The sequence below is a fragment of the Embleya sp. NPDC008237 genome (assembly GCF_042956465.1).
Taxonomy (GTDB): Bacteria; Actinomycetota; Actinomycetes; order Streptomycetales; family Streptomycetaceae; genus Embleya.
Window position 1 is genome coordinate 135,187 of record NZ_JBIBGL010000005.1, and the last position, 19,962, is coordinate 155,148.

General features: G+C 71.8%; 15 protein-coding genes. 6 read left to right on the top strand and 9 right to left on the bottom strand.

Annotated features, from left to right (window positions below):
• Positions 1-459: 459 nt before the first annotated feature.
• From ACFZBU_RS14455 to ACFZBU_RS14465, 3 genes are read left to right on the top strand one after another with little or no spacing between them, the layout of a single operon-like run.
• A complete protein-coding gene (locus ACFZBU_RS14455; protein WP_391583869.1) occupies positions 460-1,575 on the top strand; it encodes an amidinotransferase in 1,116 nt (371 codons plus the stop codon).
• A gap of 11 nt (positions 1,576-1,586) precedes the next feature.
• Positions 1,587-2,591 carry a fatty acid desaturase family protein gene (locus ACFZBU_RS14460; protein ID WP_391583870.1) on the top strand — a complete coding sequence of 335 codons (1,005 nt, stop codon included), beginning with the start codon at positions 1,587-1,589 and terminating at the stop codon, positions 2,589-2,591.
• A complete protein-coding gene (locus ACFZBU_RS14465; protein ID WP_391583871.1) occupies positions 2,588-3,427 on the top strand; it encodes a hypothetical protein in 840 nt (279 codons plus the stop codon). The genes ACFZBU_RS14460 and ACFZBU_RS14465 overlap by 4 nt, the downstream gene beginning before the upstream one ends.
• Before the next feature lie 196 nt (positions 3,428-3,623).
• On the opposite strand, the gene ACFZBU_RS14470 is transcribed toward ACFZBU_RS14465, so the two are convergent.
• Positions 3,624-4,568 carry a DMT family transporter gene (locus ACFZBU_RS14470; protein ID WP_391583872.1) on the bottom strand — a complete coding sequence of 315 codons (945 nt, stop codon included), beginning with the start codon at positions 4,566-4,568 and terminating at the stop codon, positions 3,624-3,626.
• Positions 4,569-4,871: 303 nt separating this feature from the next.
• Between ACFZBU_RS14470 and ACFZBU_RS14475 the strand changes: the two genes are divergently transcribed.
• Positions 4,872-5,489 (top strand): YciI family protein, encoded by a 618-nt coding sequence (locus ACFZBU_RS14475; protein ID WP_391583873.1) that lies wholly within the window; start codon positions 4,872-4,874, stop codon positions 5,487-5,489.
• A 202-nt stretch (positions 5,490-5,691) separates the two neighbouring features.
• Here ACFZBU_RS14475 and ACFZBU_RS14480 read toward each other — a convergent pair whose 3' ends face one another.
• From ACFZBU_RS14480 to ACFZBU_RS14510, 7 genes are all read right to left on the bottom strand, one after another.
• Positions 5,692-6,798, bottom strand: coding sequence for a ring-opening amidohydrolase (locus ACFZBU_RS14480; RefSeq protein WP_391583874.1), 1,107 nt, complete (start codon positions 6,796-6,798; stop codon positions 5,692-5,694).
• Positions 6,799-6,904: 106 nt separating this feature from the next.
• The gene (locus tag ACFZBU_RS14485) at positions 6,905-7,861 is read right to left on the bottom strand and encodes a carbamate kinase (protein ID WP_391583875.1); all 957 of its coding nucleotides are present in this window, start codon (positions 7,859-7,861) and stop codon (positions 6,905-6,907) included.
• Positions 7,862-8,110: 249 nt separating this feature from the next.
• On the bottom strand, positions 8,111-9,652 hold the full coding sequence (locus ACFZBU_RS14490) for a carboxyl transferase domain-containing protein (protein WP_391583876.1): 1,542 nt from the start codon (positions 9,650-9,652) through the stop codon (positions 8,111-8,113).
• A complete protein-coding gene (locus ACFZBU_RS14495; protein WP_391583877.1) occupies positions 9,649-10,866 on the bottom strand; it encodes a CaiB/BaiF CoA transferase family protein in 1,218 nt (405 codons plus the stop codon). Before ACFZBU_RS14495 ends, ACFZBU_RS14490 begins: the two co-directional genes overlap by 4 nt.
• 188 nt (positions 10,867-11,054) lie before the next feature.
• Positions 11,055-11,981: an SDR family oxidoreductase gene (locus ACFZBU_RS14500; RefSeq protein WP_391583878.1), complete on the bottom strand. Its 927-nt coding sequence runs from the start codon at positions 11,979-11,981 to the stop codon at positions 11,055-11,057.
• A gap of 102 nt (positions 11,982-12,083) precedes the next feature.
• Entirely contained in the window at positions 12,084-12,977 is an 894-nt protein-coding gene (locus tag ACFZBU_RS14505) for an IclR family transcriptional regulator (protein ID WP_391583879.1), read from the bottom strand.
• A 231-nt stretch (positions 12,978-13,208) separates the two neighbouring features.
• A complete protein-coding gene (locus ACFZBU_RS14510) occupies positions 13,209-14,903 on the bottom strand; it encodes a PucR family transcriptional regulator ligand-binding domain-containing protein (RefSeq protein ID WP_391583880.1) in 1,695 nt (564 codons plus the stop codon).
• Positions 14,904-15,099: 196 nt separating this feature from the next.
• Here ACFZBU_RS14510 and ACFZBU_RS14515 point away from each other — a divergent pair, with 196 nt between their 5' ends.
• A complete protein-coding gene (locus ACFZBU_RS14515; RefSeq protein WP_391583881.1) occupies positions 15,100-16,512 on the top strand; it encodes a purine-cytosine permease family protein in 1,413 nt (470 codons plus the stop codon).
• Between the two features lie 48 nt (positions 16,513-16,560).
• Complete coding sequence (gene codA, locus ACFZBU_RS14520; protein ID WP_391583882.1) at positions 16,561-17,892, top strand: cytosine deaminase; 1,332 nt, start codon at positions 16,561-16,563, stop codon at positions 17,890-17,892.
• A gap of 195 nt (positions 17,893-18,087) precedes the next feature.
• On the opposite strand, the gene ACFZBU_RS14525 is transcribed toward codA, so the two are convergent.
• Positions 18,088-19,962, bottom strand: a complete 1,875-nt coding sequence (locus tag ACFZBU_RS14525; protein WP_391583883.1) for a hydantoinase B/oxoprolinase family protein — start codon at positions 19,960-19,962, stop codon at positions 18,088-18,090.

Below are 19,962 nucleotides of genomic sequence, written 5' to 3' on the forward strand. Positions count from 1 at the left end.
CGCCGCGCCGACGGCGAGGATCTCGCCAACGGCCCCGGGCCGCCTCGTCGTTCGGTTCCGCGACGGCGCGTCGTGGCGACTGGATTCGGCCAGTTTGGCCGCCGGTTCACCCGGGATACCGACTCGGCGCGGTGCTCGGCGGGACCGGCGGCGTCGGGCGACGGCCGTTCCCGGCGCCCCTGGGTGGCGGATCGGCGCAGGTCGGGGGCGGGCGGCGGGAGCGGGCCGCGGAGCGGCGCGGAGAGGGGCCGGACGCGGCGGACCGGCGGGGCGCGGACGGCGAACCCCCGGTCGCCAAGCCAACTTATCGTAGCGGACTTGTCTCGGACCGTGATCGTGACATTGGATCGGTGACGGGGCGACCACCGTGTGCAACAGGGCACGGCGTCCCGGACATTCGCGTCGGTGCCGCCGACGGCCCGAGGCAACCCACCCGAACCGCCCGACGAGGAGTGGACCTTGATTCTCGACGACCTGGGCAACCCGAACGAACCGCCGCCGCGCCGGGACACCTCGGCGTATCCCGTCGGTTCCTACACCGAATGGGACCCGCTGGAGGAGGTGATCGTCGGCATCGTCGACGGAGCCGGTTTCCCCACGTGGCACATGTCCCTGCCGCCGGTCCTACCCGCCGACCAACACGACACCTTCCGTAGCCGGGCGGGCCGACCCTTCCCACCCGAACAAGTCGAGGCCGCCCGCCGGGAACTGGAACAGTTCGTGCACATCCTCGAAGCCGAGGGGGTGACCGTCCGCCGCCCGGAACCCATCCCACAGCAGCAGACCTACCGCACCCTGGACTGGACCAGCACCGGCATGTACGCGGCCATGCCCCGAGACGCCCTGCTGGTCGTCGGCGACGAGATCATCGAATGCCCGATGGCCTGGCGTTCGCGCTACTTCGAGACGCTGGCCTATCGACCGCTGCTCAAGGAGTACTTCCGCGCCGGGGCCAGGTGGAGCGCGGCACCGAAACCCGAACTCAAGGACGAGCAGTACGACCAGGACTGGACCGACCCCGGCGCGGACGGGCCGACCCGGCTGGTGGTCACCGAGTTCGAACCCACCTTCGACGCCGCCGACTTCACCCGGTGCGGCCGGGACATCATCGCCCAGACGAGCAACGTCACCAACACCTTCGGCATCGAGTGGCTGCGCCGCCATCTGGGCGACGAATACCGGATCCACGTCCTGGAGTTCAAGGACGCGCACCCGATGCACATCGACGCCACCCTGGTGCCGATGGCCCCCGGAAAACTGCTGATCCACCCGGAGCGCGTCCCCGAGGTGCCGAAACTTTTCAAGGGATGGGACGTGATGGCGGCCCCGCAGCCGGTCATCCCCGACGGGCACCCGCTCTACATGACCAGCAAGTGGCTCAACATGAACATCCTGATGCTGGACGAGGAACGGGTGATCGTGGAGCGCCAGGACGAGCCGATGATCGCCGCGATGCGCAGGTTCGGCTTCACGCCCATCCCGTGCGACTTCCGGAACTTCAACAGCTTCGGCGGCTCGTTCCACTGCGCCACGCTCGACGTACGCCGCCGCGGAACCCTCGAATCCTACCTGTGAGGAACCCGGCGATGAGGATCTGGCGGAACACTCCGAAGGACGCACTCCTCCTGGGACTCAGCGTGGGCCAGTTCGCCGTCACCGTGCTGCTGGCCGTGCGTTGGGACGACGCCTCGGTCCCGGCGCAGGCCGGCGGGACCGCCGCGCTGGCGCTGATGACGGCGTACAACATCATCGTCGTCTCCCATCTGTTCACGCACGTACCGTGGTTCACCTCCGACCGACTCAACGCGGCCGTGTCCGTGCTGAATTCGGCCAACATCGGCCAGTCGGTCCAGGCGTACCGGCTCACCCACGTGCGCAACCACCATCGGTTCAACAACGACGCCCCGGGCGCGGACGGCACCACCCGCGACACCACGTCGACCTACCGTCGAGGCAGGAACGGCGAGCACGCCTCGCTGCCGCGCTACGCGCTCGGCGGCGCGCTGGAGTCGTTGATCGACCGCGTACGGGAAGTGTCGTACGTGGTCCGGCTGTGGCGGGTGGGCGCAGGCGAGACCACCCTGCGCTCGTTGGCCTCGCGTCGGGAACACCGACGACGCGGCGAACTACGGCTGATCCAGGCGGATCGGGCGGCGCATGTGCTCACCCCCGCGCTGCTCGCGGTGATCTCCTGGCAGTGGGTGCTGTTGAGCTACCTGCCGGCCTGCTTCGTGGCGCTGACCATGGTGAACGTACAGAACTACTACCGCCATTACGGGGCCGACCCCAGCGAGCGGGCGGCCGATTCGGTGAGCCACTACGGGCGGCTGTACAACCTGCTCACCTTCAACGACGGCTACCACCAGGAACACCACCTGAGCCCAGGCATGCACTGGTCGAGGATGCCGCAGGTACGCGAGCGCAACCGGGCCAGGCTCGAGGCCCAACCGCGGATAATAAGCCCGGTCCCGGCCATGCTCGGTTTCCTCGACCGCCGCCGACCGCTGCTGCACCGTGCGTCCGCGTCCGGTGCGCGCGGTGCGTCGGGTGCATCCGGCGCACCCGGCGCCGAATTCGGGAGGATGTCGTGATCACCGGTCGATCCTTGCCCGCCGAGGGCTTCCGCGTACACGAGACGTCCGGCGTCGTGGACGTGTCCGCCGTCCACGCCGTGCTGCGCGGCGAGTTGGCCGCGCATCGGGTGACCGGCTTCGTCACGCCGCAGGACTGCGCGCGGATCACCGCCAACTTTTGGGCCTCCCCGCAGCGCACCCCGCGCTACGGGGCGGGACAGGACGGCGTCGAAGGGTACTTCGTCGGCGCCTCGCACATCGAGAAGAGCACGGCGGAGTACCTGACCGACGTGGCGAAATCGGCGGACGCCGTGGCGGCCCTGTACGAGGGTGCCGTCGACCCGGTGGCGGCCCTGCGCGAAGCCCTCGTCGCCCACGGCGTGGTCGCCGGGGCCCGCCCGGCCGTGCACGACGGCCGGGTCGCGGGCGACTCGAAGGCGGTGTGCTGGAACCAGACCGGCGCCTACCAGCTCATGCCGCACGACGATCTCGCGCAACTTCGCGACCCGCTCCAGGCGGGCTTCGAGATCCAACGCCTGTCCCGGGTGATGGCGATCAACGTCTATCCGCAAGTGCCTGTGGGGAGCGGGGCGTTGCGGCTGTGGAACGTCGAACCGGACGACGCTTCGCGGGCGGCGCTGGGGCTGACCTACAGCGGCTTCCCGTATCCGCCGGAGTTGTTGACCGACCACGGCGATCTGACGGTGCCGGTCGCCACCGGCGACCTGTGCGTGATCGACGGCAACCTCGCGCACGCGGTGGTGGGCAGCGAACAGGCCCGGCCCGCCGCCCGACTGCTGCTGACGTGTTTCACGGCGCAGGACGACGACGGCGAACTCGTCTGGTGGACCTGAGCATCGGGATCGGTTCCCTCCCGGGCCGGCTCGGGACGGGCCCGGGCGTGAGCGGGCCGGGAGTCTGAGCGGGCCCCGGGGTCGGTGACGAACCCGGGCGCGGGTGGGCCCGCCATCCCGGCGACCGATCCGAAGTGGCCCGGGGCGTCCGGCGGCGGTGGGTCCGGGGCGGGCACGACACCGCCCCGGACCATCGTCATCGCTCGGCCGGCCGCGACTCGGCCAGTGCGAGGCCGCCGACGGCTGTGAGCATCATCAGCGTGCCCACGACCGTCGCCGCGGTGAGCCGCTCGTCCAGCAGCAGGACGGCCAGCGCCGCCGCGCTGACCGGTTCGATCAACATCACGACCGAGGCGGTGACCGCCCGTACCGCGGCGGTGCCGGCGAAGTACAGCGGATAGGCGAGCGCGGTCGTCACGGCGGCCACGTAGAGCATCATCGCCAACACCCGCCCCGGCTGCGCGGTTTGTGGCCACACCCCCTCGCCCAGGGCGAACGGCAGCATCACCGCCGCACCGATCCCGAACGACCACACCGTGAGGGTGGCGGGATCCTCCCCCGCGCCGAGCCGCCCCGTCCACCGACCGAGCAGGTTGGATGCGGCGAATCCCGCCGCGGACAGCAGCGCCAACCCCACTCCCAGGGGCCGGACATCGGTCTGCCGGTTGCCCAACACCAGTATCGCGAGCCCGATCAGCGCCCCGCCGATCGCCGACAGCCCGCTGCGCCCGATGCGTTCGCCCAGGAACAACCGGCCTCCGGCCGCGGTCAACACCGGGGCGGCGCCCAACGCGACGATCGTGGCGACGGCCAGCCCGGTCTGCATCACCGCGCCGAAATAGGCCGACTGGAACACGGCCAGGCCGGCGCCCGTGCCGGTGAACAGGAGCGCGCGGCGACCCGGCGGCTGCCCGGCGGTACGCGGGGCCGGGCCGGAGGGACGCAGCAGGCCGGCCGCGAGCAGCAGCACCATCCCGCTGACGAAGCGCCAGAACGAGACGGCCATCGGCCCGAAGTCGCTCGACCGATAGATCACTTCCACGGCCGCCCCGGTCGTCCCCCAGGTGACCCCGGCGATCGAGAGGTAGGTCAACCCACGCGGCACCGACCGCGCCGGCCTGTCCTCGACCGGAGAAGGCATTGCGGCACGGTTCGACACGATCACATCTCCAGACCGAGCACGGGACCAGCGGGACCGGCGGGCACTGCACGGCACATGAACGTCACTCTAGGCCATCGGAGCATCAGCGGAGAGTGTCCGACCGGACATTTGCCGCACGAACCTTTGGCCTCCATATGCCTCGCCGACGAGCGGGAGCATGGCGCGGGCCGGCACACTTCGGGTCGTTGCCCAGGGGGCCGAGAGGGTTCACGGTCGATCGACAGGGTGGGCCGGCTCCCGTACTGTGCGTGCCGACAACGGCGTCACTCATGGGGGATCGACATGGAGTACCTCTTCTATTGTCGCGACAAGCCGGGAACCAGGGCCTTGCGAGACGAACTTCTGGAAGCCCACTGGTCGTTCATGGACGGGTACGCCGAGGGCATGATCGCCCGCGGGCCGACCTTCGCCCCCGACGGCGAGACGGTGACCGGCAGCGTCCACATCCTCGACCTGCCGGACGCCGATGCCGCGCGCGTGTTCGCGTACGACGAGCCGAACCACCGGGCGGGCGTGTACGAGGAAGAAGTGCTCATCCGGCGCTGGCGCAACACGCTCGGCCGGAAGATGTGGGATTTCGAGGGGAGTTCGGAAGGCCACCCGCGCTTCCTGATCCTCGGCCACGGCAGCGCTGATTCGACCGCCGGTCGGGACGAGTGGCCCGAGAAGCAGCTGAGTCTTCTGGTCGACGGCGACGACCGGGAAAACCTGATCGCCTGCGGCCCGTTGCTCTCCCCGGACGCCGCCGAGGAATGGCTGGGCATCGCGATCCTGGCCGAGTTGCCGGACCGCACGGCCGCGGAGCGCCTGTTGACCCGCGAGCCGTACGCCCGAGCCGGCCTGTACGAGCACATCGAGGTCCACGACTGGTGCTTCGGCGGCCGACAGCAGGAGGATTAGGGCCTGTCCCGCAGACCTTGGTGACCCGCCGAGATCCGCCGATCGCCTCGGCGTCCATGACGATCAGCGGCACACCCGCCAAGTGGCAAGCGCCGTCCGGGGCCGCGCCCGGCGGACGTGCCGACGGCCACCGCCCCGGGACGAGGGGCGGTGGCCGTCGACGGGTTCCGCAAAGAGGCGCGTCGGTTCGGCGAGGGGCGGGTCAGTCCATCCGCACGATCGCCGCGACCGGGCCGCCGCCGGAGGGGCCCTGGTGCACGGCCGCGACCGAGACGAAGACGGCCGGGTCGCCGGTGACGGCCGCGGTCACGCCGCCGACGGTGGCCTTGATCTGGCGGTGCCAGTGCACGTCCGAGTCGTCGAGCATGATGTTGCGTCGACCGCGCACGCTGCCGCTCGGGTCCGCCTCGCACTTGAGGAACACGTTGACCAGGCGGTCGCCCAGGTCGGAGGTGTGCGGGCGCTCCGGCAGGTCGATGCCGGCCGAGCGGATCGCCGACCAGATGCCGTCCGCGTCCAGCGCGTCCTTCATCACGTCGTGGCCGACCCGGAACGGACCGCCCACACCGCGCACGTTGCCGACCACGACGATCTGCGCGCAGTCCAGCTCGACGCCGGAGGAGCAGGACGCCACCGACGAGTAGAGCGACAGGTCGCGGTGGATCTGCTCGGCGGTCGGCAGCTCGATCTCGCCGAGCGCCACCGCGATGCCCAGCGCGGTGGTGGAGTTGGACACGTCCATCGACTTGAGGGTGTCCTCGGTCCACACGTCGAACCCGCGCGCCTTGGCGTCGTTGATGGTGTCCAGCACCAGCAGCGGCGTCTTGGTCTGCACGTAGTGCACGTCGGCCGGGTCGGTGATGCCCGCGACGGCCATCGCCTTGCGTACGCCGGCGGCGACCTTCTCCACCATCGGCACCCGGCCGATGTCCTCGGGCAGGATCTGCTCGCTCATCGCGACGCCGACCGACACGCGCGGCTCGTCGGTGGGCTCGTACCGGTTCTCCGGCGCGTACGCGAAGACCGTCGCGTGCGGGGAGATCACACCGTCGGTACCGCCGGACCACACCAGCGGAACCTGCTGCGCCTCCTCGGCCGAACGCTTCCCCTTGGCGACCAGCACCTCGCGGAAGGCGCGGTCGGCCAGGATGCGGGTGTAGTCGTTGACCCCGCCGTTGCCCTCGGTCTTGCCGATGACGGCGAGCACGTCGTCCGCGGCGAACACGCCGTCGTCGATGAGCTTGGCCAATCCGGACGCGTCGGTGACGCTCTCGATGGCGACCTTGTGAACCTCGATCGGCCTGGGCACTCGTTCCACCTCGTTCATTGGAGTTCGCCGAATTCTTCGACGCCGAATTCTTTGCGGTCGAATTCTTTGTACTTCGTCACCTGCGACTGTCGCGGACGACGGGCCGTTACCCGTCCGACTCCACGACCGTCCCGGATTCGCCCGCCACCGCGGCGGTGATCCGGTCCAGTGACGTGATCACCGCGCGCCGGCCGCCCTTCTCGACGAAGCGCACCGCCGCCTCGACCTTGGGTCCCATGCTGCCACCGGCGAACTGGCCGGCCGCGGCGTGTTCGCGCAGCTCTTCGGGGGTGACCCGGCCGATCACCCGCTCGTTCGCGGTGCCGTAGTCGAGCATCGCGTTGGGTACGTCGGTGGCGATCACCAGCACGTCCGCGTCCACCGACACGGCGAGCAGGGCCGCGGTGAGGTCCTTGTCCAGGACCGCCTCCACGCCGCGCTCGGCGCCGTCCGCGTCGCGCACCACCGGAATGCCGCCGCCACCGGCCGCGATCGTGGTGAAGCCCGCCGCGACCAGCGTCCGGATGGCCGGCGCGTCGACCACCTCCAGCGGATCCGGCGACGGTACGACCCGCCGCCAGCCCTTCGCGCCCCGGTCCTCCCAGTGCTGACCGAGCGCGACGAACCGCTCCGCGTCGGCCTGCGGCAGATGCCGGCCGACCGGCTTGGTGGGGTGCTCGAACGCCGGGTCGGCGCCATCCACGAGCGTGCGGGTGACCACGGCCGCCACCGGTGCCGCCAGCCCACGGCGCCGCAGTGCGGCCTCCAGGGCGGAGACGATGGTGAAGCCGAGGGTGCCCTGCGTCTGCGCGCCGCACCAGTCCAGGGTCACCGGAGGAACGACGTGCGCGGTGAGTTCGTTCTTGACCAGCAGGTTGCCCACCTGCGGTCCGTTGCCGTGGGTGAGCACCACCTCGACGCCGGAGGCGATCAGGTCGGCCACCGCTTCCATCGCCACCGCGACGGCGGCCCGCTGGGCGTCCGGGGTGGCGCTGCCATCGGGTCCCGTCATGGCGTTGCCGCCGAGGGCGATGAGTACTCTCCCGGTGCGGGGAGTTGGCATGTGTCGAACTCTCCTGTTCCTGTCGTACGCGGGAGTCCCGTCCGTCCGGGACTTGGGACTCTAGGCCGGTCACCAGGTCGATGGCTTGGGAGTTTGTTGACCACAAACACCCATCGATCTGGCAAATCTTGCCGAGTGGTAGACGGCGGTGGATATCGCCGGCGAATCCGGACGGTACGCGCCGCCGGCGGCTGCCGAGCGCTGCGCAACGCCGGCGGGTCGGTCGGGCCCGCGGTCGGCCCGCCGCCCTCAGCAGCCCAGCCGGGCGTACCGTTCCAACCGGGCCGCACGCCGCTCGGCCGTGGGTCGGCGCAGCAGGCCGACCAACTCGTACTCCAGCACCTGCGCCAGCCGGGCCAGGAACGCGACCGGCTCGTCGGCCGCATCGGGCCGCTCGGCCACGATCCGGTCCACCACCCCGTCGCGCAGCAGGTCCAGCGACCTGATGCCCTGCGCGGCGGCGATCTCCGCGCCCCGGGACGGCGTCCGGTAGCGCAGCGCCGACGCCCCCTCGGGCGGCAGCGGCGACAACCAGCCGTGCTGGGCGCACAACACCCGATCGGCGGGCAACAGGGCCATGGCGCCGCCGCCCGCGCCCTGCCCGAGCAGCAGGCACAGCGTCGGGGTGGGCAGGGTGACCAACTCGGCCAGACAGCGGGCTATCTCGCCGGCCAGGCCACCCTCCTCGGCCTCCCGGCTGAGCGCCGCGCCGCCGGTGTCCACGACGCTGACCAGCGGCAGGTCGAGTTCGGCGGCCAGCCGCATGCCGCGCCGGGCCACCCGCAGCCCGGCCGGGCCGAACGGCCCGTGGCTCGACTGCCGGGCCCGGTCCTGGGCCAGCACCACGCACGGCGCGCCGCCGAACCTGGCCAACGCGAGCAGCAGGCCGGGGTCGCTCTCCCCCTGACCGGTCCCGTGCAGTGGCACCACCGCACTCGCCGCGTGTCGCAACAGGGCGCGGGCGCCTGGGCGTTCGGCACGACGGGAGAGTTCGACCGAGGTCCATGCCGGGACGTCGGCCAGATCCTCGACCGGCAACGGGGCGACGTCGGGCAGGTGTTCACGCGGGGCGGTGACGATATCCAGGACCCGTGCGGCCACTTCGCCGAGCCGGTCGGGCTCGACGACGGCGTCCACCAGGCCGTGCGCGTACAGGTTCTCCGCGACCTGGACACCCTCCGGGAAGGGTTGCCCGTGCAGAGCCTCGTACACGCGCGGGCCCAGGAAGCCGATCAGCGCGCCGGGTTCGGCGGCGGTGACGTGACCGAGTGAGCCCCACGAGGCGAGCACACCACCGGTGGTGGGGCCTCGCAGGTAGACGAGGTACGGCAGGCCGGCGCTCTTGTGCGCGGCGACGGCGGCACTGATCCGCACCATCTGGAGGAAGGCGACCGTGCCCTCCTGCATTCGGGTTCCGCCGGAGGTCGGCGATGCCACGAGCGGCAGCCGTTCGGCGGTGGCACGTTCGATCGCGGCGACCAGGCGCGAGGACGCGGCCACCCCGATCGAACCGGCCAGGAAGTCGAACTCGCAGGCCACCACGGCCACTCGGCGACCCTGGATACGGCCCTCGCCGGTGACCACCGACTCGTCCACGCCGCTCTTGGCGGCGGCGGCCCGCAGTTCGTCGACGTACCCCGGGTCCAGCCGCTCCGGGCGGTGCGGCGCGGTGTCCCAGCTCGTCCAGGTGTCGGGGTCCAGGACCAGCCGGATCAGCGCGTGCGCACCGACGCGGGTGCGGCGGTTCGGTACGGGCGCGGTCGCGGGCGCCGGCACGGACGCGGTGTTCATGCGCGCCGCGCGGCGTGCAGGGCGCGGGCGTCCTCGGCGTCGAGCCACGCCTGCACACTGTCCGTGTGCTGGCCCAGCGTCGGCGGGGCCTCGTGCCGGCGCCGACCGCCGTCCGCCGAACCGCCGTCCACGTCGGCCACGCCGTCGAGGCGGATCGGCGGGCCGGGCAAGGTGATCGGACCGAGAGTGCTGTGCATGACGTCGAGCAGCAGACCCTGCGACTTGGTCTGGTCCCACTCGTAGACCCGGTCGATCGTGCGCACCTCGCCGGCCGGTATGCCCGCGGCGGCCAGTTCCGGCAACAGCTCGTCCACCTCGCGCGCGGCGAACGCGGCGTTGATCGCGTCCGCGAGTTCGGCCCGGTTGACCACGCGGTCGGCGTTGACCGCGAAGCGCGGGTCGTCCACCGCCAAGCCGACCATCGGGGCGAACTTGGCCCACAACTTCTCGCTGCCCACCGCGACCTGGATGATCGCGTCCTTGCAGCGGTAGGAGCCGTACGGCTGGAGCGAGGGGTGCAGGTTGCCCTGCGCGTGCCCGACCTGGCCGGCCACGGTGTAGTTGGTGCCCTGGAAGGCGTGTACGCCGACGATCGCGGCGAGCAGCGAGGTGCGCACGACCCGGCCGAGGCCGGTGCGTTCGCGCTCGTGCAGTGCGGCGACCACGCCGTAGGCGCCGTACATCCCGGCCAGCAGGTCGCCGATCGGCACGCCGATCCGGGTGGGGTCGTCGGGGCCGGGGCCGGTCAGGCTCATCAGACCGGCCTCGCCCTGGGCGATCTGGTCGTAGCCGGGTCGACCGCCCTGCGGGCCGTCGTGCCCGAAGCCGGTGATGGACAGCACCACCAGGCGCGGGTTGAGCCGGGTCAGCTCCTCCATCGGGAAGCCGAGTCGATCGAGCACGCCGGTGCGGAAGTTCTCCACGAGCACGTCGCTGTGCCGGATCAGTCGGGCCAGCGTGCGTCGGCCCTCCTCGGTCTTCAGGTCGAGGACGATCGACTCCTTGTTGCGGTTGCAGGACAGGAAGTAGGTCGACTCGCGCGCATCCTCGGCCCCGACGAACGGCGGACCCCAGCCACGGGTGTCGTCGCCGCCGTCCGGGTTCTCCACCTTGATGACCCGGGCGCCCATGTCGCCGAGCATCATCGCGGCGTGCGGGCCGGCGAGGGCGCGGGAGAGGTCGAGCACGACGAGGTCGCAGAGCGGTCCGCTCACGTCGAAACACCCCTTTCTGCAAGTGTGCGGTGTGGCGCGTCCGTGCATCCGTGCATCCGTGCGGTGTGCGGGTGTGGTGCGTGACGCGTGCCGGCAGTGCATGTGTGCGCGGTGTGGGTGGCCGGACGAGATGCGTCGTCCGGCGCCGAATGCGTCCAAGCTAGGCGGCTTCGGGGTTCCGCTCCCCGTCAGTTACTGCCCAAGGAATCGCGCTCGCTTGGCAAAACTTGGTGTTGGACGCCCGGTGCGTCATGCGCGTCCTCGGGCCCGAACACCCGCCGGGCGAAGTCCACGAAGCGGGTCGGCGCACGATCGAGCAGCGCGGCCAGGGTGCGCGGATTGCCGGTCAGGCCGTGCCGGTCGTAGAAGGCGAACATCGCGGTGAGGGTGTCCAGCGCATAGCCGGACAGCCCGCCGGCACGGGCCTCCTCGCACCAGTCGCGCGGGTCGATCCGGCGTGCGGTCACCGGCCGACCCGACACCTCGGCCAGATGCCCGGCGATCGCCCGAGGGGTCAGCGCCTCGGGACCGGCCAGTTCGTACACCGCGTCCTCGTGCCCCTCCTGGCACAACACCGCGGCCGCCGCCTGGGCGACATCGCGCAGATCGACGGCGGCGAACGGCGCGTCCACCCGGTACGGCACCGCGAAGTCGCCGGTCCGCACGATCGCGTCGCGCGCGTCGAGGGTGTTCTGCTGGTACGGCCCCGGCTGCAACACGGTCACCGCGAGGCCCGACTCGAACAGGGCCTCCTCGACCCGCGCCTTCGCCTCGTGATGCGGCATCGCCCGCAACTGCGGCCGCAGCACCGAATGGAACACGAACCGCCCCACCCCGGCCCGCTGCGCCGCCGCGATCACCGCACGACCGATGGCCGGTTCGTCCGGATGCACGTTCGGGGCGATGTGATAGACCGCCGTACCCCCGCGCAGCGCCCGGTCCAGGTCGGCCGGTTCCCCGACGTCCCCCACCACGGCCTCGGTCGCCCCCGCCGCGAGCGCCACCGCGACCTGCTCGGGCCGGCGCACGAACGCCCGAACCAGAGCCCCACGCTCCGCCAACGCCCAGGTGAGCGCCCGCCCGGTCTTCCCCGCCGCACCAGTGATCACGATCATGCACTCACGCTAGGCAGCGGACCGATCCCCGGCACCGTCCGCCCTCGCCAACAGCCACCCCCGAACTCGGGCACATCCTGCCGAAGGCAGGACGCGTCGGCGTCACCCGGTCCAGGGGTTCCAACCGCCGATGGCCGCCGTTGCCGCAAGCGCCGACTCGGTGATCGTGCGGGTCCACTTGGCGCACGTGCGCGGCGGGAGGCGGCGCCGTCCGACCACGACGGAGACGGTGAAGCACTGCGCGCCCTGATGATCGTGGACCGGCGCGTGGATGGTGGCCACGTCGAGCGCCTCGTCGGGAACCTCGGCGGTGAACTCCTCCCAGTCGGCGTCCGGGAGGTAGTCGCGCAGCGTCGCGATGGTGGCGTCCGGCATGCCCGACGTCACGAGGTTGGCCAGCACGTCGTTGCGCGCGGCGGGCGCCGCGGTCAGACATTCGATCAGGAACCCGGACTCGCGCGCCTCGCGTACCACGCGGCGCAGCCTGCCGCGGCGTGCCGTGACGGGTACGAGCGGTGTGCGCTCCAGCCAGGTGTCCAGCGCCTGGTCCCCGTTCCACAGCAGCTCGGCCAGGCCCAGGGGCGGAACGGCGGGGAATCGATCACCCACCAGGTCCTGGGGGCGCCCGGTGCCGATCGCCCCGGCGCGGCCGACCACCACCGTCTCGCCGTCCCGGAGCGCGGTCAGCAGGCAGCTCAGACCGAGGTCCCGGTGCAGGTCGTTCAGGTGCGGAAGCAGCACGTCCAGCGGCGCGACGCCGACGTCCGCCGCTCGTCCGAGCCGGGCGATCGCCGCGCCGAGGCGGTAGGTCTTGTCGGCGGTGCGGTGCACGAACCCGGTCTCGGTCAGTGTCGTCAGGATGCCCAGGCAGGTGGGCTTGCTCAGGTCGAGGCGCTCCGCGATCACCGCCAACGACAGTGGCCTGCCCGCGTGGTCCGCGAGCAGATTGAGCACCTGGGCCACCCTCTCGGTGGGTGGGGAACGCCGCTCGGGCATCGCGCCTCTTCTGCTCGCCGGGACCGCATGGTGACGCGCCGCCGCCTCCGCCGGGCGCGGGCGACGGCGCGCGAGAAGGATTCCATATGTAGCACGGGGTACGCCGCGCGGAGCCCTCGACCGGGTGGACGACGATCGGCGCCAATTCGGCCCGATCCCACGCGAACCGCGTCACGCCCTCGACCTGCCGGGTGAACTCCGTCGTATGTCGCCGGGATCCCGGCGGGGACCTCACGTCGGCGTGGCCCGGATCGGGTGTGGGCCCCGGGTGGCGAGCAGGGCGCGGGCGGTCAGGGCTGCCCGGAGCGGGCCCTGGCGGTCGGGGGCGTCGGGGCTGACCCGCAGGAGGGACTCGATCAGGGCCAGGCGCTGGTGGACCGACTGGCGGCGCAGGAACAGCACCCCGGCGGTTTCGGTCTTGGAGCAACCACAGCGCAGGTACGCCTCCAGGGTGTCCACCAGGCCGGTGCCGCGCGCGGCGTCCGAGGCGAGCAGCGGGCCGAGCTGGTCCTCGACCAGGTCGGCGAGTTCCTCGGGGGTCAGCCGATCCAGCACCCGTTCCAGGGCCCAGGCGTCGGCGAGCACCGTGTCGGCGACGGCCGCGGACCGCACCGGCCGGAGCCGACGGGCCAGCCGCAGGGTGTCCCGCGCGGCGCGCAGGCTGTGCCCCACCCGGGCCACGTCGCGCACCAACGGCCCCAGCGCGGCGGTCGGCTCGTCGCCCGCCACCGTCGGCAGGCCCAGGCGCGTGGCCAGTTCGGCGACGTGCGTGTCCCGGTCGAGCGCGATCAGCGCGTACGCTCCGCCGGGCCCGTCGCTGACCAGGCCGCGGCCGCCGCAGGCACGCAGCCCCTCGTACAGCGCCGTCACCGCCCGTACCGGATCCGGCAGGTGCAGGGCGACACTCGCCCAGGCCGCCGTCCCGGCCGGAACCAGGCCGCAGACCGTCAGCCGCGCCGCCACCTCGCGCGGCGGCAGCGCGTCCCGCAGCAGTCCCTCGACGAGTTCACGACGCTCGCGTCCGACCCACCCGTCCCGATCCGCCAGCCGCAACAGGGCCGGCGCGAACACCTGCGCCGCGTGCTCGGCGACCTCCACCGCGACCTCGACGGTCGCCCCCGACCACGACCCGGCATCCTGGTGCTCGTCGGCACCGGGCCGTGCGGTTCCCGCCCCGTCCCCGGCCCCGCCCGCCGGCACGTCGGCCACGGCCGTCGCACGGCCCTCGCCGGCGCCCGCTCCCTCGTCGTCCCCGTCCGCCCCGCCCACCCCCGGAGCGCCCAGCAGCAACCGCCCCCACAGCGCCCCGCGCAGTTCCACCCCCGCCTCCGCCGCCGGTGCCCGCACCACCTCGGTCGGGGCATCGGTGCCCGCCCAGGACGTGATCGTGCCGTCGATGCCGGCCAGGACCACCGGTCGGTCGGTGAGCCGGGACAGGGTGCGGGTCAGCTCGTCCACGCCCGCGCCGCGGGCAAGCACTCCGGACAGGACCCGGACGATCTCGTTGATGTGCCGCAGCCGCGTCACCGCCGAGTCGAGGATGGCCGCGTTCACCGCCTCGGCGATCGCCACGAACGGAACCACCCCGCGCAGCACGACCAGCGGCAGCCGCGCCTCGGCCGCCGCGCGCACCACGTCGGCCGGCACCTCGCGGAACGTGCGACCCACCTCGAACGCCACCCCGGCGACCCCCGCCGCCGCGAGGTCGGCGACATAGCGCCGCCGCTCCCCAGCGTCCCGCCCGGCCAGGCCCAGACCGGTGGTGAGCAGCAGTTCGTCACCGCGCAGCAGCGGCGCGATCTCGTAGATCTCGCTGGAGTGCACCCAGCGCACCGGGCGCTCCAGATCGGCGCGCCGATCCGGTACGAAGGGATCGGCGGCACGCAGCAGGGGGTGTGCGAGGACCGCTCGCAGGGACAGCGGCATGGACACTCCGTCCGGAAGATGCGCCAGTATCCCGGTCACCGTGTCCGTTGTCACGGCCCCGCGGCCCGAGGAACCTTCGGTGATCACCCCAGATCACCACTCACCACATCGCCGGCACATCCGCACCGCACCCACATCGCGGTACCCGCCCCACCACCCCATCGCCGTGCTCCGCTCCGCCCCACCGGAGGTCTCCGTGGCAATCCTCGAACAGCCCCCGCAACCGACCGGACCGACCCCTCCCGTCGACCACAGCCAGTCCCTGGAACCGGTGCCCGACGAGGCCCGTGACTCGACCCCCGCACACCAGTTCTGGATCTGGGCGGGCGCCAACATCGCGCCGATCAACTGGGTGCTGGGTGCCCTGGGCATCGTGCTCGGCCTCGGCCTGCTGGACACCGTGCTGGTGCTGGTCGTGGGCAATCTCGTGGGCATGGGTGTGTTCGGCCTGTTCGTGCTGATGGGCCAGCGCACCGGGGTGACCCAGATGGTGCTGGCCCGGGCCGCCTTCGGCCGGCGCGGCGCGTACCTGCCCGCCGCCGTCCAGGGCGTCATCTCCGCCGGGTGGTGTGCGATCAACACCTGGATCGTGCTCGACCTGGTGATGGCGCTGCTGGACAGCGTCGGCTACGTCGGCGGCAACGGCACCAAGGTCGTGGTCGTCCTGGTCGTGATGGCCGCCCAGATCGCGATCGCCGCGTCCGGCTTCGGCGCGATCGCCGGCTTCGAGCGCTGGACGGTGCCCGCGACCCTGGTGGTGCTGGCCGCGATGACCGTGGTGGCCTGGACCCGGCTGGACATCGACTGGGGTCACACGAGCACGTTGAGCGGCGGCGACCGGTGGTCGGCGATGAGCACGGTGATGACCGCGATCGGCGTCGGCTGGGGCATCACCTGGTTCGCCTACGCCTCGGACTACTCCCGCTTCGTCCCCCGCACCACCTCCCGGCGCAGGCTGTACGCGGCCAGCGTGCTGGGCCAGTTCCTCCCGGTGGTCTGGCTCGGCGTGCTCGGCGCCTCGCTGGCCACGGTCAACGCCAAGGCCGACCCCGGCCGGCTGATCGTCGACTCGTTCGGCGGTCTGGCGATCCCGGTGCTGCTCCTGGTCCTGCACGGCCCGATCGCGACCAACATCCTGAACCTGTACAGCTGTTCGTTGTGTGCCCAGACCCTGGACATCAAGGTCTCCCGGCGCGTGTTGTCCTGCCTGGTGGGCGCGTTCGCCACCGTCTTCACGCTGTTCCTGGTGTTCCGGGCGAGCCTGGCGCACACCCTGGACACGTGGCTCGCGGGCATGGTCACGTGGGTCGCGCCGTGGGCGGCGGTGATGCTGGTGCACTTCTACGTCTTCGCCCGGCAGCGAATCGACGTGCCCGCGCTGTACGCCGCGCCGCGTCGCGGTCTGCTCGCGGACGTGCGCTGGTCGGCGATCGTCGCACTGGTGTGCGGCATGGTCGCGACCTGGTGCTTCGAGTACGGCGTGCCGCAGGCGCTGCGCGGCCCGGGAGCCGAGGCGATCGGCAATGTGGACCTGTCCTGGTTGGCCGGCTCGCTGGTGGCGGGCGGCCTGTACCTGGTGCTCGGCCGCCGCGAACGAGCCGTGCGGTGAGCCGCAGGTGTGCGGGGACCGCAGGTGTGCAGTGAACGAAGGCGTGCAGTGAACGAACGAATCCATCGCGACCCCCTGGAGCGATCCGACATGCAGGGCAACAGCCGCACCGTGACCGACTGCCGGCTTCCGGGCCGCCCGGAGCGCGTGGACATCGCGGTCGAGGCCGGCGTCATCACGAGCATCACCCCCGCCGGCAGCACTCCCCCGTCCGGCCCCGTCCTCGACGCCGCCGGGGCCCTGGTCACCCCGCCGTACGTCGAGCCGCACATCCACCTCGACACCGCGCTGACCGCCGGACAGCCGCGCTGGAACGTCTCGGGCACGCTGTGGGAGGGCATCGAACGGTGGTCCGAGCGCAAGGCCGTGCTGACCCGGGAGGACGTACTGGCGCGCGCCGAGGAGGTGTTGCGCTGGCAGGTCGCGAACGGCGTGCTGCACGTGCGCAGCCACTGCGACGTGACCGACCCCGAACTGACCGCGCTGCACGCCCTGGTCGAATTGCGCGAGCGGGTGCGCGACGTGCTCGACCTCCAGGTGGTGGCCTTCCCGCAGGAGGGCATCGTCTCCTTCCCCGACGGCGAGCGGCTGATGGCCCGCGCCGTCGAGGCGGGCGCCGATGTGCTCGGGGCGATCCCGCACTTCGAGGACACCCGCGAGGACGGCGTGCGCTCGTTGCAGATCGTCTTCGAACTGGCCGAGCGGCACGGCCTGTTGGTGGACGTGCACTGCGACGAGATCGACGACGAGCAGTCCCGCTTCGTCGAGGTGGTCGCCACCCTCGCGCACCGCACCGGCCTGGGCCGGCGCGTGACGGCCAGTCACACCACGGCGATGGGCTCGTACAATGGCGCCTACAGTCGCAAACTCCGCCGGATCGTCGCTCGTTCGGGCATCCACCTGGTCTGCAACCCGATGGTGAACCTGACCCTCCAGGGCCGCTTCGACGACTATCCCAAACGACGCGGCCTCACCCAGGTCAAGGAGATGCTCGCGGCCGGGGTCAATGTGGCGTTCGGCCACGACGACGTGATGGACCCGTGGTTCCCGCTCGGGACGGCGAACCCGATCCAGGTCGCGCACGCCGGCATCCTGGCCGCGCAGTTGTCCGGACAGGACGAGATGGACGAGGTGTTCGCGATGGTCACCGAGCGGGCCGCGCGGGTGCTCGACCTGGGCGAGCGGTACGGCCTGGTCGTCGGTCGCCCGGCCGACTTCCTGCTCCTGCCCGCCGATTCGCCCTTCGACGTGCTGCGCCGCCAGGTCCGCCCGACTCGGGTGATCTCCCGCGGCCGCGTGGTCGCCGAAACCCCCGCGACCCCCACCCGGCTGACCTGGCCGGGCCGGGCGCCCGAGGACGTCGACTTCGTCCGACGCTGACCGGTACGGCCGCGCCCCGGGGATCGGGGGCGCGGCCGTTTCGTCGGCGATCGAGGTCTCGCCGAGCCGGCCCGACCGCCACGGAGCCCGGGCCCGACCGTCGCAACGGTCGGGCCCGGGCTCCGGTCATCCAGGGTCGACGGGCGCACGAGGCATGGTCTCGGCCATCGCGACAACCCGCGCCGTGGCGTGTCGCTACAGCAGGTCCACCGCCGGGTAGGCATCGCCGCCGGACAGCACCGCATAGCCGGGACCGCGGTCGAAGAACGGCTCGACCTCGGGCCGGGCCGCGCGAACCGAGGCGCGCAGCGCGGTGGTTGCCGCCTCGTCCACGGCCAGGTCGTCGCCTTCGCCGGTGAGCACGACGCCGTAGTCGTCGGCCGCGGCGGCGCGCGAGACCTTGCCCCACCGCACGTCGCGCAGCACCGATTCGGTCTTCCGGTCCAGCGGGTCGCCCCAGCCACCACCGCCGGTGGTGCGGATCCGGATCACCTCGCCGGCCTTGACCGGTTCGTCGTCGACCAGGCCGTCCATCTCGCGTTCGTTGGGGCCGCCCGGGTCGATCACCACCTGGAAGGAGCGTCCGGCCTTGCCGCCCTTGACGCCCCAGCAGGACAGGATCGAGCGGTCGGCGATGGACATGAAGGACGCGTCGAGCAACATCCGGATGTGCTTCTCGTAGCCCAGACCGCCGCGGAACTGACCGGGGCCGCCGGAGTCGGTGGCCAGCCCGAGCCGTTCGACCAGGAACGGGAAGCGGGATTCGGTGAATTCGGTGGGCAGGTTGCGCGAGTCGGGCACCACGTGGATGGTGTCCTCGCCGTCCGCGTAGTAGCGCCCGCCGGAACCGCCGCCGAGCACCTCGCGCATCAGGTACGAGCGACCGTCCGCATCGTGCCCGTACACGCCGGTGTAGCGGATCGTCTCCTGGTCGGCCGGCATCTTGCCGTCGACGGCCTTGGCCAGCACGCCGGCGAGCACGCCGAGCAGGCGCAGGATGACGAAGGTACGGGCGTTGGTCGGGGCCGGGAAGATCGGCGTGAGCAGCGTGCCCTTCTCCGGGAACTTCATCTCGATCAGCGGCACCACGCCCTCGTTGACGTCGAGTTCGGCCATCCGCTCGGGGGTGTCCGCGAGGTTGCGCAGGATCGGCGCGAGCCACTTCTTGAGGAAGTTGCCGTCCGCGTAGTCACCGCAGTGGTTGATCGGGCCCTTGGCCTGCCTGGACGTGCCGGTGAAGTCGATGACGATCTTCTCGGGCGTCTTGGTCAGGGTGATCCGCTGCGTGTGCAGCATCGGCTCGTCCACGCCGTCGTGTTCGGCGTAGTCCTCCCACACGTACTCGCCGTCCGGGATCTTGGACAGGATCTCGCGTCGGTAGGTCTCGGTGGTCTTGTCCAGGATCGCGTCGAAGCACGCCTCGACGGTCTCCCGGCCGTAGCGCTCGAAGAGTTCGCCCAGGCGGCGCGAGCCCATCAGACACGCCGAGCACTCGGCGTCCAGGTCGGCGGCGAGCGAGTCGGGCATCCGCGAGTTGCGGGTCATGATGCGCAGCGCGGCCTGGTTGGGCACACCCTGGTCCCACAGCTTGATCGGCGGGACCATCAGGCCCTCTTCGTACACGCTGGTCGCGCCCGAGGGCATCGACCCGGGGCAACAACCGCCGATGTCGTCGTGGTGGCCGAAGGCCTGGACGAAGGCGACCACCTGGCCGTCGGCGAAGACCGGCACGGTGACGCACAGGTCGGGCAGGTGGCCGATGCCGCCCTCGGACTCGTAGACGTCGTTGTGGAAGAACACATCCCCCGGACGCATCGTCTCCAGCGGGAAGTCCCGGGCCACGGGGTGGACCAGCGCCGAGTACGAACGGCCGGTCAGCTTGCGCAACTTGCGGTCGTGGATGCCGGCCCGGAAGTCGTGCGCGTCGCGGATCATCGGCGAGCGCGAGGTGCGGCCGATCGCGGTCTCGACCTCCATCTCGACCGAGGCGAGGGTGCCCTCGACGATCTCCAGGAGCACGGGGTCCACACCGTGCAGCGCATCCTGCGGGGTGGTGGCGGTGGCGCTCAT

Excerpts from the sequence above, each read along its gene's own strand:
- ACFZBU_RS14460 (WP_391583870.1), top strand. The coding sequence starts at position 1,587 with ATGAGGATCTGGCGGAACACTCCGAAGGACGCACTCCTCCTGGGACTC.
- ACFZBU_RS14470 (WP_391583872.1), bottom strand. The coding sequence starts at position 4,568 with ATGCCTTCTCCGGTCGAGGACAGGCCGGCGCGGTCGGTGCCGCGTGGG.
- ACFZBU_RS14475 (WP_391583873.1), top strand. The coding sequence starts at position 4,872 with ATGGAGTACCTCTTCTATTGTCGCGACAAGCCGGGAACCAGGGCCTTG.
- ACFZBU_RS14485 (WP_391583875.1), bottom strand. The coding sequence starts at position 7,861 with ATGCCAACTCCCCGCACCGGGAGAGTACTCATCGCCCTCGGCGGCAAC.
- ACFZBU_RS14490 (WP_391583876.1), bottom strand. The coding sequence starts at position 9,652 with ATGAACACCGCGTCCGTGCCGGCGCCCGCGACCGCGCCCGTACCGAAC.
- ACFZBU_RS14500 (WP_391583878.1), bottom strand. The coding sequence starts at position 11,981 with ATGATCGTGATCACTGGTGCGGCGGGGAAGACCGGGCGGGCGCTCACC.
- ACFZBU_RS14505 (WP_391583879.1), bottom strand. The coding sequence starts at position 12,977 with ATGCCCGAGCGGCGTTCCCCACCCACCGAGAGGGTGGCCCAGGTGCTC.
- ACFZBU_RS14510 (WP_391583880.1), bottom strand. The coding sequence starts at position 14,903 with ATGCCGCTGTCCCTGCGAGCGGTCCTCGCACACCCCCTGCTGCGTGCC.
- ACFZBU_RS14525 (WP_391583883.1), bottom strand. The coding sequence starts at position 19,962 with ATGAGCGCCACCGCCACCACCCCGCAGGATGCGCTGCACGGTGTGGAC.